The sequence below is a fragment of the Paraburkholderia sp. BL27I4N3 genome (assembly GCF_003386115.1).
In the GTDB taxonomy this organism is placed as follows: domain Bacteria; phylum Pseudomonadota; class Gammaproteobacteria; order Burkholderiales; family Burkholderiaceae; genus Paraburkholderia.
Window position 1 is genome coordinate 264,829 of sequence record NZ_QREJ01000001.1, and the last position, 12,771, is coordinate 277,599.

General features: G+C 63.5%; 13 protein-coding genes and 1 tRNA gene. 4 read left to right on the plus strand and 10 right to left on the minus strand.

The features are described from left to right. Positions 1 to 11: 11 nt before the first annotated feature. Positions 12 to 743, minus strand: a complete 732-nt coding sequence (locus B0G71_RS01210; protein WP_012434267.1) for a c-type cytochrome — start codon at positions 741 to 743, stop codon at positions 12 to 14. A 379-nt stretch (positions 744 to 1,122) separates the two neighbouring features. On the opposite strand from B0G71_RS01210, the gene copC reads away from it, so the two are divergent. Together copC and B0G71_RS01220 are read left to right on the plus strand one after the other, a co-directional pair. After that, the gene (gene copC, locus B0G71_RS01215) at positions 1,123 to 1,500 is read left to right on the plus strand and encodes a copper homeostasis periplasmic binding protein CopC (RefSeq protein ID WP_116139213.1); all 378 of its coding nucleotides are present in this window, start codon (positions 1,123 to 1,125) and stop codon (positions 1,498 to 1,500) included. After that, the gene (locus tag B0G71_RS01220; protein ID WP_116139215.1) at positions 1,497 to 2,426 is read left to right on the plus strand and encodes a CopD family protein; all 930 of its coding nucleotides are present in this window, start codon (positions 1,497 to 1,499) and stop codon (positions 2,424 to 2,426) included. Before copC ends, B0G71_RS01220 begins: the two co-directional genes overlap by 4 nt. 181 nt (positions 2,427 to 2,607) lie before the next feature. Here B0G71_RS01220 and B0G71_RS01225 read toward each other — a convergent pair whose 3' ends face one another. The 3 genes from B0G71_RS01225 to dgoD all read right to left on the minus strand — a co-directional run bounded on the left by B0G71_RS01225 (position 2,608) and on the right by dgoD (position 4,600). Further along, positions 2,608 to 2,850: a YodC family protein gene (locus B0G71_RS01225; protein WP_106284058.1), complete on the minus strand. Its 243-nt coding sequence runs from the start codon at positions 2,848 to 2,850 to the stop codon at positions 2,608 to 2,610. A gap of 13 nt (positions 2,851 to 2,863) precedes the next feature. Next, positions 2,864 to 3,166 carry a hypothetical protein gene (locus B0G71_RS01230; RefSeq protein ID WP_106284059.1) on the minus strand — a complete coding sequence of 101 codons (303 nt, stop codon included), beginning with the start codon at positions 3,164 to 3,166 and terminating at the stop codon, positions 2,864 to 2,866. A 285-nt stretch (positions 3,167 to 3,451) separates the two neighbouring features. Next, complete coding sequence (dgoD, locus tag B0G71_RS01235; protein ID WP_116139217.1) at positions 3,452 to 4,600, minus strand: galactonate dehydratase; 1,149 nt, start codon at positions 4,598 to 4,600, stop codon at positions 3,452 to 3,454. 291 nt (positions 4,601 to 4,891) lie between these two features. On the opposite strand from dgoD, the gene B0G71_RS01240 reads away from it, so the two are divergent. After that, positions 4,892 to 5,569 (plus strand): FadR/GntR family transcriptional regulator, encoded by a 678-nt coding sequence (locus B0G71_RS01240; RefSeq protein WP_116139219.1) that lies wholly within the window; start codon positions 4,892 to 4,894, stop codon positions 5,567 to 5,569. Between the two features lie 57 nt (positions 5,570 to 5,626). Here the strand turns inward: B0G71_RS01240 and B0G71_RS01245 are convergent, their stop codons facing one another. Next, on the minus strand, positions 5,627 to 7,165 hold the full coding sequence (locus B0G71_RS01245; protein WP_116139220.1) for a DHA2 family efflux MFS transporter permease subunit: 1,539 nt from the start codon (positions 7,163 to 7,165) through the stop codon (positions 5,627 to 5,629). Positions 7,166 to 7,300: 135 nt separating this feature from the next. Here B0G71_RS01245 and B0G71_RS01250 point away from each other — a divergent pair, with 135 nt between their 5' ends. Then, positions 7,301 to 7,744, plus strand: coding sequence for a MarR family winged helix-turn-helix transcriptional regulator (locus B0G71_RS01250; RefSeq protein ID WP_116139222.1), 444 nt, complete (start codon positions 7,301 to 7,303; stop codon positions 7,742 to 7,744). A 132-nt stretch (positions 7,745 to 7,876) separates the two neighbouring features. On the opposite strand, the gene B0G71_RS01255 is transcribed toward B0G71_RS01250, so the two are convergent. The 5 genes from B0G71_RS01255 to B0G71_RS01275 all read right to left on the minus strand — a co-directional run bounded on the left by B0G71_RS01255 (position 7,877) and on the right by B0G71_RS01275 (position 12,704). Then, complete coding sequence (locus tag B0G71_RS01255) at positions 7,877 to 8,227, minus strand: hypothetical protein (RefSeq protein ID WP_116148254.1); 351 nt, start codon at positions 8,225 to 8,227, stop codon at positions 7,877 to 7,879. A gap of 94 nt (positions 8,228 to 8,321) precedes the next feature. Beyond that, positions 8,322 to 8,398 (minus strand) — tRNA-Met (locus tag B0G71_RS01260). An 89-nt stretch (positions 8,399 to 8,487) separates the two neighbouring features. Further along, entirely contained in the window at positions 8,488 to 10,146 is a 1,659-nt protein-coding gene (locus B0G71_RS01265) for an MFS transporter (RefSeq protein ID WP_116139224.1), read from the minus strand. A 218-nt stretch (positions 10,147 to 10,364) separates the two neighbouring features. Beyond that, positions 10,365 to 11,912, minus strand: coding sequence for a sensor histidine kinase (locus B0G71_RS01270; RefSeq protein WP_116118234.1), 1,548 nt, complete (start codon positions 11,910 to 11,912; stop codon positions 10,365 to 10,367). Positions 11,913 to 11,921: 9 nt separating this feature from the next. Next, on the minus strand, positions 11,922 to 12,704 hold the full coding sequence (locus tag B0G71_RS01275; protein WP_116139226.1) for a response regulator transcription factor: 783 nt from the start codon (positions 12,702 to 12,704) through the stop codon (positions 11,922 to 11,924). Between the last annotated feature and the right edge of the window lie 67 nt (positions 12,705 to 12,771).

Consider the following 12,771-nt stretch of genomic DNA (forward strand, 5'->3'; position numbering starts at 1 on the left):
CTCCCGGTGCCTTATTGCGGTTCGCTGCCGCAGGCAAGCGGAGTCTTCATCGAGCGGGCTGGAGCCGGCACGGGGTTTTGTGGGGCCTGCTGCGTGGAAAGCCAGGCGGCAACGGCGTTCACGTCTTCGTCGGTCAGACGCGTGGCGATGGTGTGCATGCAATCAGGCGCGATGGCATGGCGCGAGCCCGAGCGCCACGCGCCGAGCTGCGCGCTGATGTAGTCCGAATGCAGGCCGACCAGACCCGGGATAGCCGGTTGCATACCGGTCAGCGTCTTGCCGTGGCAGGCCGCGCAAGCCGGAATCTGCTTCGACGCGTCGCCGTTCAGCACGATCTGCTGGCCGCGCGCGAGCGTGCTCGACGATACCGTCGGCTTGGCCGGCGGCGGATACGGAGGACGCTGTTGCGAGAAATACGTGGCGATCTGATGAAGGTAGTCGTCCGAGAGATACGTGACGAGGTAGTTCATGGGCGGGTACTTGCGGCGCCCTTCGCGGAAATTCTGTAGCTGGTTGTACAGATAGTCGGCAGGCTTGCCCGCGAGGCGAGGGAAGTAGTCATTGTCCGTACCTTGGCCATGCGTGCCGTGGCAGGCCGTGCAGCCTTGCACGCGCGCTTCCATCGTATCGGGGGCTTTCGGCTGAGTCTGCGCTTTCGCAGCGCTATAAACGCCCGCGGAGCCGATCAGCAGAAGGGCGAGCAACGGGCGGAAAATGCGTCTTGAAGACACGCGTAACTCCATCAAAATCGGGGACCTGACCGAACTTCGAGCGGCTCGGTGTGAAGGGCAGCCGGCGCTGCGGCGACGCAGCATTCTATCATCGAAGGGTGATGATGACTATTTGGCACATTAGAGAAGGTTCCGGCTGTGACAGCCATGCGACAGTTTGACGCGCACAGGCGTTTCACGCTGCCTGACTGTTATCCCGAATTTGTCTGCGCGATCAATGGCGCAACGCTCGAGCCTGGGCGATCTATCTATAAACCAGGTTGAACCGACGCCCGCGCGAACCATCGAAGCGTACACTTCCGGGCGCGCCGGACTGGATCCGGCCTGGTCCCGGCCTCGACATGTCCGGTCCGACGCCCACTGTTTCCTGATCATCCGCTATCGGTCTTACATGAAACTACCTGATTTTTCCCGTCCGGCGTTGCGAGCGTCGATGCTCGGCGCCGCGGCGCTGCTTGTGACGTCCACGGCATTCGCCCATGCGCATCTGAGCTCGAGCGAGCCGGCGGCCAACGCCGAAGTCGCCGCGCCCTCCGAAGTGACGATCCACTTCACCGAGCCGCTCGAACCGGCTTTCAGCAAGATCGCGCTTGCCGACACCAGCGGCAAGGCAGCCGTGGCAACTGAGTCGCAGGTCGACAAGGACGACGCCCGGGTCATGCATCTGCCGCTGCCGCAGTTGAGCGCCGGACGCTATGCCGTGCACTGGATCGCGGTAGCCACGGACGGCCACCGTACCCAAGGCGACTTTGCGTTTATCGTCAAATGAGCATCGACGGACTCTGGATCGGGCAGGTCGCCATGGCCGCGCTCATGAACGTCGCGTTTGCGTTTGCCGTAGGTTCGGCGTTGCTCGGCGCGTGGCTCGCGAAGGACGCCCAGCAGAAAATCTCGCCCGCGCGCCCCGCCTGGTTGCGCGCGCAACGTTCGATGCTGACGGCGACCGTCGTGCTGGTGCTCGCCGACCTCGGCTGGTTGCTGTACCAGGCGGCGTCGATGAGCGGTGTCGGGTTGCCGGCCGCCATCGGCGTAGTGCCGACGGTGCTGACGCAAACTCATGTCGGTTATGGCTGGAGCCTTGCGTTTGCCGGCGCGCTGGTGCTGCTCGGCACGGCCATGGCCAGCCATACGGGCATGCTGCGCAACGCGCTCCTGTGGCTCGCGGTGGTCGCGATCGCCGCCGGCAAGGCATCGCTCGGTCACGCGGCGGATGCCGGCCCGGCCTCGGCTGCGATCGCCATGCAAACGCTGCACGTGCTCGTCACCAGCGTGTGGGGCGGTCTGGCCATGGCGGCAGGGCTCGCGGTGCTGCCGGCACTCGGCACCTCGACTGCACGCGGCATGTTGATCCGCACCGCGACTCAGGTGTCGAACGTCTCGGTGGTGGCGGTTGTGCTCGTGCTGCTCTCCGGCGTCTTCAACGCGGTTCGAGGTTCCGGCGGCTCGTTCGAGGCAATCGAACTCAGCACGTGGGGCCATGTGCTGATGCTCAAGCTTGCGCTGGTCGGGCTCGCGCTCGTGCTCGGCGGACTCAACCGCTTTCTGGCGCTGCCGCGCCTGCGCCGCACGGCCTCGACAATGGATGCCCACACCTTCGTCAACGTGCTGTATCTGGAAGCGCTGGCGATGATCGGCGTGTTCGTCGCGGCGGCCGCGTTGTCGCATAGCGTGCCTGCGTTCGCCGCGCTCGGCTGACACTGTGGCGCGAGGTCGTCTGCAAGGCGGGCTGGCAGGTGGCACCTGAGCCGCAACCGCGTCCTTGAGGATTCAGGTCCGCAACGTCTCGCAAGCGCGACATCGGCCGCATAAAAAAGCGCCGCACAGCCAAAGCGTGCGGCGCAATACACACGGTCGCCTGGCGGTGGCCAGCAATCCGTTACTGCACTTTTGAAGCGGCGAGTACGTGGCTCGTCCGCTCCAGGGTTTCCTCCGGAAACATCTCCTGCTGTAACTCGCCGGTCTCGCTGAACCACTGGCAGATCAGCCAGTTACCTGATGCGAATAGCACCCGGCCGCTCCAGGTGACGGTCATCGGACGGCCGCCTGACTTGAGTTTCAGGACGTCGCCCGCGCGAAAGGTGGGTTTTGGCCGCCTCATGAGCCGCCTGGCCAATTGCATGGCGAGGCTCCGCTTATTCGAGACCGAGCCGATGGCCGAGAATCGGCGCGCAAAAGAGGGCGATGGCGCAGCCCGCGGCTTTGCCTTCCAATTCGGCGCCCGCGGCGCGCGAGCCGTACATATGCGTCAGCAGATCGAACAGTTGCGGCAGGCAGTACACGATCGCGGCGCCGATGAAGCATTTCTCGACGACCGAGATGCGCCAGCCGCGTTCGAATGCGAGTGCCGCGCCGATGATGCGCAGCACGCCGAACGCCACCAACGCGCCGACGGCGGCCTGTTCGCGGAGCAGATAGTCTGGCAGGAATTCGCCCATGATTTCCCCGATGCATTTGTCGTTTGAATGCATTTGAGCAAAGAGCGGGCCATGTGTGTGTGTGGTGTCGAACGGATGGCGTGAAAGCCTTTGTGGATAAGGCTTTGCGGGAATTCGAGCGGGTTTGGGAAGGGCGCGGAAAACGCCTGCTCGGATGGGTTCGGTCCGGGATGTTACGTTACTGCGACGGCCCACGCGTCACGTCACCGTAACGCGGGCCGCATCGGCGGAGCGGCCGCCGACGCAAACAAAAACGCCGCCCACGGGCGGCGCTCCTTTACGCGATTACCATTCGGCGACGCTGCCATCCTCATGGCGCCACACCGGATTGCGCCAGCGATGGCCGACCTTGGCCATCTCCCGCACTTTCTCCTCGTTGACCTCGATGCCGAGCCCCGGGCCTTGCGGAATCGACACGAAGCCGTCTTCGTATTTGAAGACTTCCGGGTTCCTGATGTAGTCGAGCAGATCGTTGCCCTGGTTGTAGTGGATGCCGAGGCTCTGTTCCTGGATGAACGCGTTGTAGCTCACCGCATCGATCTGCAGACACGTCGCCAGAGCGATCGGCCCGAGCGGGCAATGCAGCGCGAGCGCGACGTCGTAGGCTTCCGCCATCGACGCGATCTTGCGGCACTCGGTAATGCCGCCCGCGTGCGATGCGTCCGGCTGAATGATGTCGACGTAGCCGCCCGACAGAATGTGCTTGAAGTCCCAGCGCGAGTAAAGACGCTCGCCCAACGCGATCGGCGTGTTGGTCTGATTGACGATGTCGCGCAACGCTTCGGCGTTCTCCGACAGCACCGGCTCTTCGATGAAGAGCAGCTTGTACGGATCGAGTTCTTTCGCCAGTACCTTGGCCATCGGCTTGTGCACGCGGCCATGGAAATCCACGCCGATGCCGATGTTCGGTCCGACTGCCTCGCGCACGGCCGCGACGTTGTTGATGACGCCTTGCACCTTGTCGAAGGTGTCGATGATCTGCAACTCTTCCGAGCCGTTCATCTTCACCGCCTTGAAGCCGCGTTCGACCACGGCGCGCGCGTTGTTGGCCACGTCGCTCGGACGGTCGCCGCCGATCCACGAATACACCTTGATCTTGTCGCGCACCTGGCCGCCGAGCAGCGCATGAACCGGCACGCCATGGTGCTTGCCCTTGATGTCCCACAACGCCTGGTCGACGCCGGCGATCGCGCTCATGGTGATCGGGCCGCCGCGATAGAAGCCCGAGCGGTACATCACTTGCCAATGGTCTTCGATCAGAAGCGGGTCTTTGCCGATCAGATAGTCGGACAGCTCTTCAACCGCAGCCGCCACCGTATGCGCGCGGCCTTCGACCACCGGTTCGCCCCAGCCGACGATGCCTTCGTCGGTTTCGATTTTCAGGAAGCACCAGCGCGGCGGAACGATGAAGGTTTCGAGCTTGGTGATTTTCATGGTGTGCGTCTCCTTTGTCGGCTGGAGTTAGTGCTTTTGCGCTCACTCCAGCCCCATGCGAAGCATCGGCCTTAGGCGTCTGCGAACTATTTCGAGGATTCACATGCTACATCAAAATCGCATTTAAGTACTATTAATAGTACTATTGGCCAGATAGTGGTGAGACCGGCCGTCTCGGCACGGCATTGTCGAAGCGGTGATCTCACGGCTGAGATGAGATGCCGGATAATCGCGCTCGTTCCGGCCTCGGTTCCCGTATCAATAGCGCTGCAAGGCCGCTAGGAGAAAGCTATTCAGCACGATCTGCATGGGCGTGTCGCCCATCGGCTGGCGACCGCGATTCTGCGCGGCGACTACGCGCCCGATTCGATCCTGCCGCGCGAAGCGGAGTTGATGGAGGCGTTCGGCGTGAGTCGCACGGTGTTGCGCGAGGCGTTGCGCACGTTGACTTCGAAAGGCTTGATCGAATCGCGTCCGCGCGTGGGGACGCGCGTGCGGCCGAAACGCGCGTGGAATCTGCTTGATGTGGACGTGCTCGACTGGTACTCGCGGGTCGCCGAGCCGATGGCGTTCGCGCTCAACCTGCAGGAAATGCGCGAGATGATTGAGCCGTATGCCGCGAGTCTGGCGGCGGCCTCACATACGGACGACACCTTCCACGCGCTCGCGGAGTCCCACGAAGCGATGGTGGCGGCGCGCAATGTCGACGAATGGGTGCGAGCCGATCTGCAGTTTCATTTGAGCGTGCTGACCGCGTGCAGCAACGAATTGCTGATTCCGCTCGGCACGTTGATCGAGCGCACGCTCGAAGCGCAACTGCGTCTGAATGCAAAACGCGCGGAGGTGTTCAATGCGTCGCTGGCCGAGCATACGGCGGTGTTCGAAGCGATTCGCGATCGCGACGCCGCGGCGGCGCGCACGGCGATGGCGGCATTGTTGGGTGTGACGCGCGGGCGGATCGAAGGTTAGGCGCGGGTGTCGCGCGCGGCCCATTGCGACGGCGACCAACCGGGTTAGCGCCGTGTCTCAATCCATCGCGGCATGCGCCACCGATGCGTCCGCTGCCTTATGCGCGGGGCGGATCAATAGCAGAAGCGGAATAACCAGCAGCGTCGCCATGAACATCAGTTTGAAGTCGTTCAGATACGCGATCATCGACGCCTGCTGGGTGATCGACGCGTTCAGTGCGGCCATGTCGTAATTCGAGCCGTTGTTGAGCATCGGCTGGACGGCGGGATTGAAGGGCGTGATGTTGGCCGCGAGGTCCGCATGTGAGACCTGCGTGTTGCGCGTCATCAGCGTTTGCACGATCGAAATGCCGATACTGCTGCCGATATTGCGCATCAAGCTGTACGTCGCGGTGCCATCCGCGCGCAGTTCCGGCGTGAGCGTCGAGAAGGTCAGCGCGCTCAGCGGCACGAACACGAGCCCGAGCCCGAAGCCCTGAATCACTCCGGGCCAGACAATGTCCGACGCCGACAGCACGATCGTGTAATGCATCATTTGCCAGAGCGCGAACGCCGAGATCAGAAAGCCGGCGAGCAGCAGAAGCCGTGCGTCGATCCGCTTCAGCAGGCGCCCGGCGAACAGCATGGCGACCATCGTGCCCGCACCGCTCGGCGCAGTGACGAGGCCGGTCGTCGCGACCGGATAGTTCATCAGGTTCTGCAGCATGGGCGGCAGCAACGCGCGCGTTGCGTACATCACCGCGCCAATCACGAAGATGAAAAGCGTCCCCGTGGCGAAGTTCGGGTCCTTCAGCAACTCGTACTTGAAAAACGATTTCTTGCCGACCGTGGCCGTGTGCACGAGGAAGAACGCAAAACTGATGGCCGCGAGCAGCGCCTCGATGACGATTTCGTTCGAGCCGAACCAGTCGAGTTGCTCGCCGCGATCGAGCATGGCCTGCAATGCGCCGATGGCGAGACCGAGCGTGGCGAAGCCGAACGCGTCGAACTTCGCATCGTGTTTCGGTTCGCGCGCGGGCAGGAAGGTCGCCACACCGAACAGCGCGAACGCGCCGATCGGCACGTTGATGAAAAACACCCAGCGCCAGTTGTAGCTGTCGGTGAGCCAGCCGCCGAGCGTCGGCCCGAGAATCGGTCCGACCATCACGCCCATGCCCCACACGGCCATGGCTTGCCCCTGCTTCTCGCGCGGGTTGATGTCGAGCAGGATGGACTGCGACAGCGGCACCGGCGACGCACCGAAAAGCCCTTGCAGCAAACGCGACGCGACGATCTGCGTGAGCGTCTCCGACAAACCGCACAGCGCCGACGACACCGTAAAGCCGCCGATCGCGAAGATCAGCAGACGCTTGACGCTCAGCCGGTCGGACAGCCAGCCGGTGAGCGGCGTGGCGATCGCGGCGGCGACGATGTACGAGGTCAGCACCCACGTGATCTCATCCTGCGACGCGGACAGCGTGCCCTGCATATGCGGCAGCGCCACGTTGGCGATCGTGCTGTCGAGCGTCTGGATCAACGTTGCCAGCATGATCGAGACGGTGATCATCGGGCGGTTGAGCTGCGCGGCGGCGCGGGCCGCCGGGGTGTCGGAGGACATGAAGGAGCGGGGTCGTCGATATAATAAGCATGCTTAGTATATCGACTGAGCACGTGCCTGCCATCGGGAATTATGCGGAGTCTGAATACGCCCGTTTCAACGCTAACAAACGAAGGCCTTTCGTATAATCCGCCAATGAAAACCCAACTCGATGAGCGCTTCGGCTTTCTGATTTCCGACGTCGGTCGCCTGACAGGCAAGCGTTTCGACGATCTCGCGAAGTCGTCGGTCGACTTGACGCGCGCGCAGTGCCGCGTGCTGGCCTATCTCGCGCACTACGGCGACACCAATCAGGCGCGGCTTGCGGACCTGCTCGAGGTCGCGCCGATTTCGGCGGGGCGTTTGCTGGATCGGATGGAAGAGGGCGGCTGGATCGAGCGGACGGCCAATCCGCAGGACCGCCGCGAGCGCCAGGTGAACATGACGCCGAAGGCCGAGCGCACGCTCGGCAAGGCGCGCAAAGTCGGCGACGAAGTCGCGCTTGAAGCGCTGAACGGCTTCACCGATGAAGAAGCGAAGCAGTTGATCGCGTTGTTGCAGCGGGTGCGGGGGAATTTGAGCCGGTTGGTGGATCGGTGACAGGCGGCGCGCGGCTGGTTGGGCGGGGTGTGGGTTGCGCCGCCGCCGGCTTCTTTCAAACCGTAGCTTCAAAGTCCGTAGGTCGGCACAGAGCGTGCGGTTGACGGCGCGCTTTGGCGCGCCGCGTGCCGACTATTTCGACTCGGGCGTCCCCGACGCTCCCGACGGCGGCACCAGTTCGAAACACGCCGGCGGCGCGACGGACGTTCTGGTTTTTGCGTCGGTCTGCTGCGGGTCAATACATTTGAATGCGCTCTGATCGCGCTGGACGAAAATCGTGTCGGCTGACCCAGCGCTGCCATGGGCGCCATTCAGGACAGCGACGATCTTGTAGCCGTCCTGCAGCAATGTGGAGAGCGTCGTTGCGCTGGTGCGCCACTGACTGTCGGGCGGTGTCTGAGCCTGAGCGGCGAAGGCGGCCGTGCCGCCGAGCAAAGCGATGGAAGCGGTGGCCGCGGCAAGCACGGCGGTGCGGAACGTCATCAAGAAACCTCCTTGAAGTTGCTGTAGTTGCAGTTCGGAAAGCCAAAACAAAAAAGCCGCTGAACCTTGCGGATCAGCGGCTTTTTCTTGCAACTGGTGGCGAATCAGGGACTCGAACCCCGGACCTGCGGATTATGATTCCGTCGCTCTAACCAACTGAGCTAATTCGCCGAAAGAAGCGAGATTATGCGGACGGCACCGGAGGCTGTCAACCCCCGGTGCACAACTTTTTCAAGAAGCTGTCACGTCCATCAGACGCGTCAATCTTTCGCGTAGATATCCGAGTCCTTGGTTTCCCGGACAAACAGCATGCCGATCACGAAGGTGACGAGCGCGATCACGATCGGATACCACAGCCCCGAAAAGATATTGCCCTTCGCCGCCACGATCGCAAAGGCGGTGGCCGGCAGGAAGCCGCCGAACCAGCCATTGCCGATGTGATACGGCAGCGACATCGACGTATAGCGGATGCGCGTCGGGAACATCTCCACCAGCATCGCCGCGATCGGGCCGTAGACCATCGTCACGTAAATCATCATGATCGTCAGAATCACCACGGTCATTGGCCAGTTGATCTGCGTGGGATCGGCCTTCGGCGCATAACCGGCGGTCTTCAGCGTCGTCGCGAGAGTCTTGTCGAACGTCTTGCCTTGATCCTTGGCGTCCGCAGCCTTGCCGTCATACGTGTTGATCACCGTATCGCCGACCTTGATCTCCGCCAGCGTGCCCGCCGGCGCGGCGACGTTCTCGTAGTTCAAACCGGCCTTCGAGAGCGCGCTCTTGGCGATGTCGCAGGAACTCGTGAACTTCGCGGTGCCGACCGGGTTGAACTGGAACGAGCACTCGTCCGGATTCGCGATCACGACGATCGGCGCCTTCGCGGTCGCCGCTTCCAGTGCTGGATTGGTGTAATGCGCGAGCGCCTTGAACAGCGGGAAGTACGTGCACGCGGCGATCAGCAGGCCGGCCATGATGATCGGCTTGCGGCCGATACGATCCGACAGCGAGCCGAAGAACAGGAAGAACGGCGTGCCGATCAGGAGCGCGATCGCGATCATGATGTTGGCGCTGCTGCCATCCACTTTCAGCGTCTGCGTCAGGAAGAACAGCGTGTAGAACTGGCCCGTGTACCAGACCACGGCCTGGCCGGCGGTGAGGCCGATCAGCGCGAGAATCACGATCTTCAGATTCTTCCACTGGCCGAAGGCTTCGGTCAACGGCGCCTTGGAGGTCTTGCCTTCGGACTTGATGCGCTCGAACACCGGCGATTCGTGCAGTTGCAAACGAATCCACACCGACACGGCCAGCAGAAGGATCGAGACGACGAACGGAATGCGCCAGCCCCAGGCGCCGAATGCATCCTCGCCCATTGCCGTGCGCACTCCGAGAATCACCAGCAGCGACAGGAACAGGCCGAGCGTGGCGGTGGTCTGGATCCATGCCGTGTAGAAGCCGCGGCGTCCCGGCGGCGCATGTTCGGCCACGTAGGTGGCGGCGCCGCCATACTCGCCGCCGAGCGCGAGGCCTTGCAGCATCCGCATCGCGATGAAGATCACGGGCGATGCAAAGCCGATCGACGCGTAACCCGGCAGGAAGCCGACCAGGAACGTCGACAAGCCCATGATCACGATCGTCACGAGGAACGTGTACTTGCGCCCGACCATATCGCCGAGCCTCCCGAACACGATCGCGCCGAACGGCCGGACCGCGAAGCCGGCCGCGAAGCTGAGCAGCGTGAAGATGAAGGCAGCTGTCGGATTGACGCCGGAGAAGAAGCTCTTGCTGATGAAGGCCGCCAGCGAGCCGGCCAGATAGAAGTCGTACCACTCGAAAACCGTACCCAGCGACGATGCGAAGATCACCCGCTTCTCTTCGCGCGTCATCGGCACGTGCGAGATTTGCCCGCCAACGGTAGCCATATGTCGTCTCCAATATTGATATGCACGCGGTTCGCCGGTAACGGCGTTCCCGTGAAACCGATTATTGGAGTGGAAACTTACGGCGTACTGACGTGGCGGGGTGAATTTGCAGGCCTGGTCTGTGTTGTGGGTTTTCGCCCAACACGCGCCTATCTGGCGCCAAACTGGCCCAATTTACACCCAACGTATCTCATTATTGAGTCGGCGAATCGACGCATTCAGGTCGCGTTAGGGTAAGTCCCGGCCCGTTCGTGCACGTGCAAACTGACGCGTACGAGCGTGCCGGCAAGCCGCGGCGAAGTTTGATAGACGTTGTCGTCGATCGTCAGCTCGCCGCCGTGCATGGTCGCGATCTCGCGGACGATCGCGAGTCCGAGGCCGCTGCCGTCGCCTTCGCGGCCGAGAATCCGGTAGAAGCGCTCGATCACCCGCGAACGCTCGGCGACCGGAATGCCGAGGCCGGTATCCTCGACTTCCAGATGCACGAGCCGCGCCGCCGCGTCGTGCCGCACTCTGACGGTGATGCGGCCGCCCGGCGGCGTATAGCGGATCGCGTTGTCGATCAGATTCGAAAGCATTTCGCGCAACATAACCGGATTGCCGTTCACTTCGACCGGTTCTTCAGGCGCTTCGTAGCCCAGATCCATCTGCTTGGCGAGCGCGGCCTGAACCCAGTCGCGCACTGCACTGCGCGCGACCTCCGTCACTTCGACCGGTGTGAAAATCTGACCCGACATGCGGTTCTCCGCGCGCGCCAGCGCCAGCAGTTGCGTGACGAGCCGCGCGGCGTGCTCCGAGCTGGTGGCGATCTGCTCAAGCGAGCGATGCACCTCCGCGGAGGCGTCCTGACGCAGCGCCAGCTCGGCCTGCGTGCGCAAGCCGGCAAGCGGGGTCTTCATCTGATGCGCGGCGTCGGCGATAAAGCGTTTTTGCAGCTCCATGTTCTGTTCGAGACGCGTCAGCAGATCGTTGAACGAGGTCACGAGCGGCTCGATTTCCGGCGGCGCGCGCCGCGCCTCGAGCGGCGACAGGTCGTCCGGGCGGCGCGCGCGGATATGCGCCTGTAGCGCGTGCAGCGGCGCGAGCCCGCGCGAGAGCCCGAACCACACCAGCAGGATCGCGAGCGGCAGAATCACGAACTGCGGCAAGATCACGCCTTTGATGATGTCGTTGGCGAGCTGGCTGCGTTTGTCGAGCGTTTCGGCGACCTGCACCAGCACGGGCTGCGCGCCGGGCGTCTGCGGAAATTCCACAGTCGTGTAGGCGACGCGGATGTCGTTGCCGCGCAGCACATCGTCACGAAATTCGACGAGACCCGGCTGCGGGCGGTCTTCCTCGTGCGGCAGCGGCATGTCGCGCTCGCCGCCCACCAGTTCGCCGCGCGTGCCGAGCACCTGATAGAACACACTGTCGACATTGTCCGCGCGCAGAAAGTCGCGCGTGGAGTCGGGCAGCGTCAGTTCCGCCACGCCGTTCACCGGATGAATCTGGCGGGCCAGCACGTAGGCGTCCGTTTCCAGCGCGCGGTCGAACGGGCCGTTCGCGATCGACTTGGCGACCAGATAGGTGACCGCGAGACTCATCGGCCAAAGCAGCAGCAGCGGCGCCAGCATCCAGTCGAGAATCTCGCCGAACAGCGAGCGCGGGCGCGCCTCGGCGGCGGCTTCGGTTTCGTCGGGCGGGGCGAACGGGTTGGCGTAGCGCTCGTCGCGCGCCTCGTCGAGGTCCGCCGCGTGCGCCGTAGCGCGGTCTGCGCGTGCGGACATGGGCGGTCTCTATTTGTAGTGATGGCTCGCCGGCATCGCGCCGGACGGCGGCGCGGCGGGCGGTTCGGGCTCGGCGGGCGGGGCGGCGGTCGTAGCGTTCGCGCTCGTGCTTGCGCTCGGCGCTGACGCGGCCTTCTGAAGACAGTAGCCCAGACCGCGCACGGTGATGATGCGCACGCCGCTCGGCTCGATTTTCTTGCGCAGGCGGTGCACGTAGACCTCGATTGCGTTATTGCTGACTTCTTCGCCCCATTCGCATAGATGATCGACGAGTTGTTCCTTCGAAACCAGCCGGCCGATCCGCTGCAGCAGCACTTCGAGCAAACCCAGCTCGCGCGCCGACAGGTCGATCACCTGCTCGTTGACATAGGCGATCCGGCCGACCTGGTCGAACGACAGCGAGCCGTGCCGCACGACCGTCGGGCCGCCGCCGGCGCCGCGCCGCGTCAGGGCGCGCACGCGTGCTTCGAGTTCGTTCAGCGCGAAGGGCTTGGCCATGTAGTCGTCGGCGCCGAAGTCGAGGCCCTTGACGCGCTCGTCGACGCTGTCCGCGGCGGTCAGAATCAGCACCGGCAGGGTGGAATTGCGCGCGCGCAAGCGCCGCAACACCTCGAGGCCGGACATGCGCGGCAGGCCCAGATCGAGAATCAGCAGGTCGAAAGATTGCATCGACAGCGCGGTATCGGCCTCGACGCCGCTCTTTACGTGATCGACGGCATAGGCCGATTGGCGGAGTGATCGAACCAGACCGTCCGCGAGTATGCTGTCGTCTTCGGCAATCAGAATTCGCATGGTGCGCCAGCCTGGCCTTGCCGGCACCGCGGGTGTCCCCCCGGCGCACAGCGGTCTCCGAAAATTA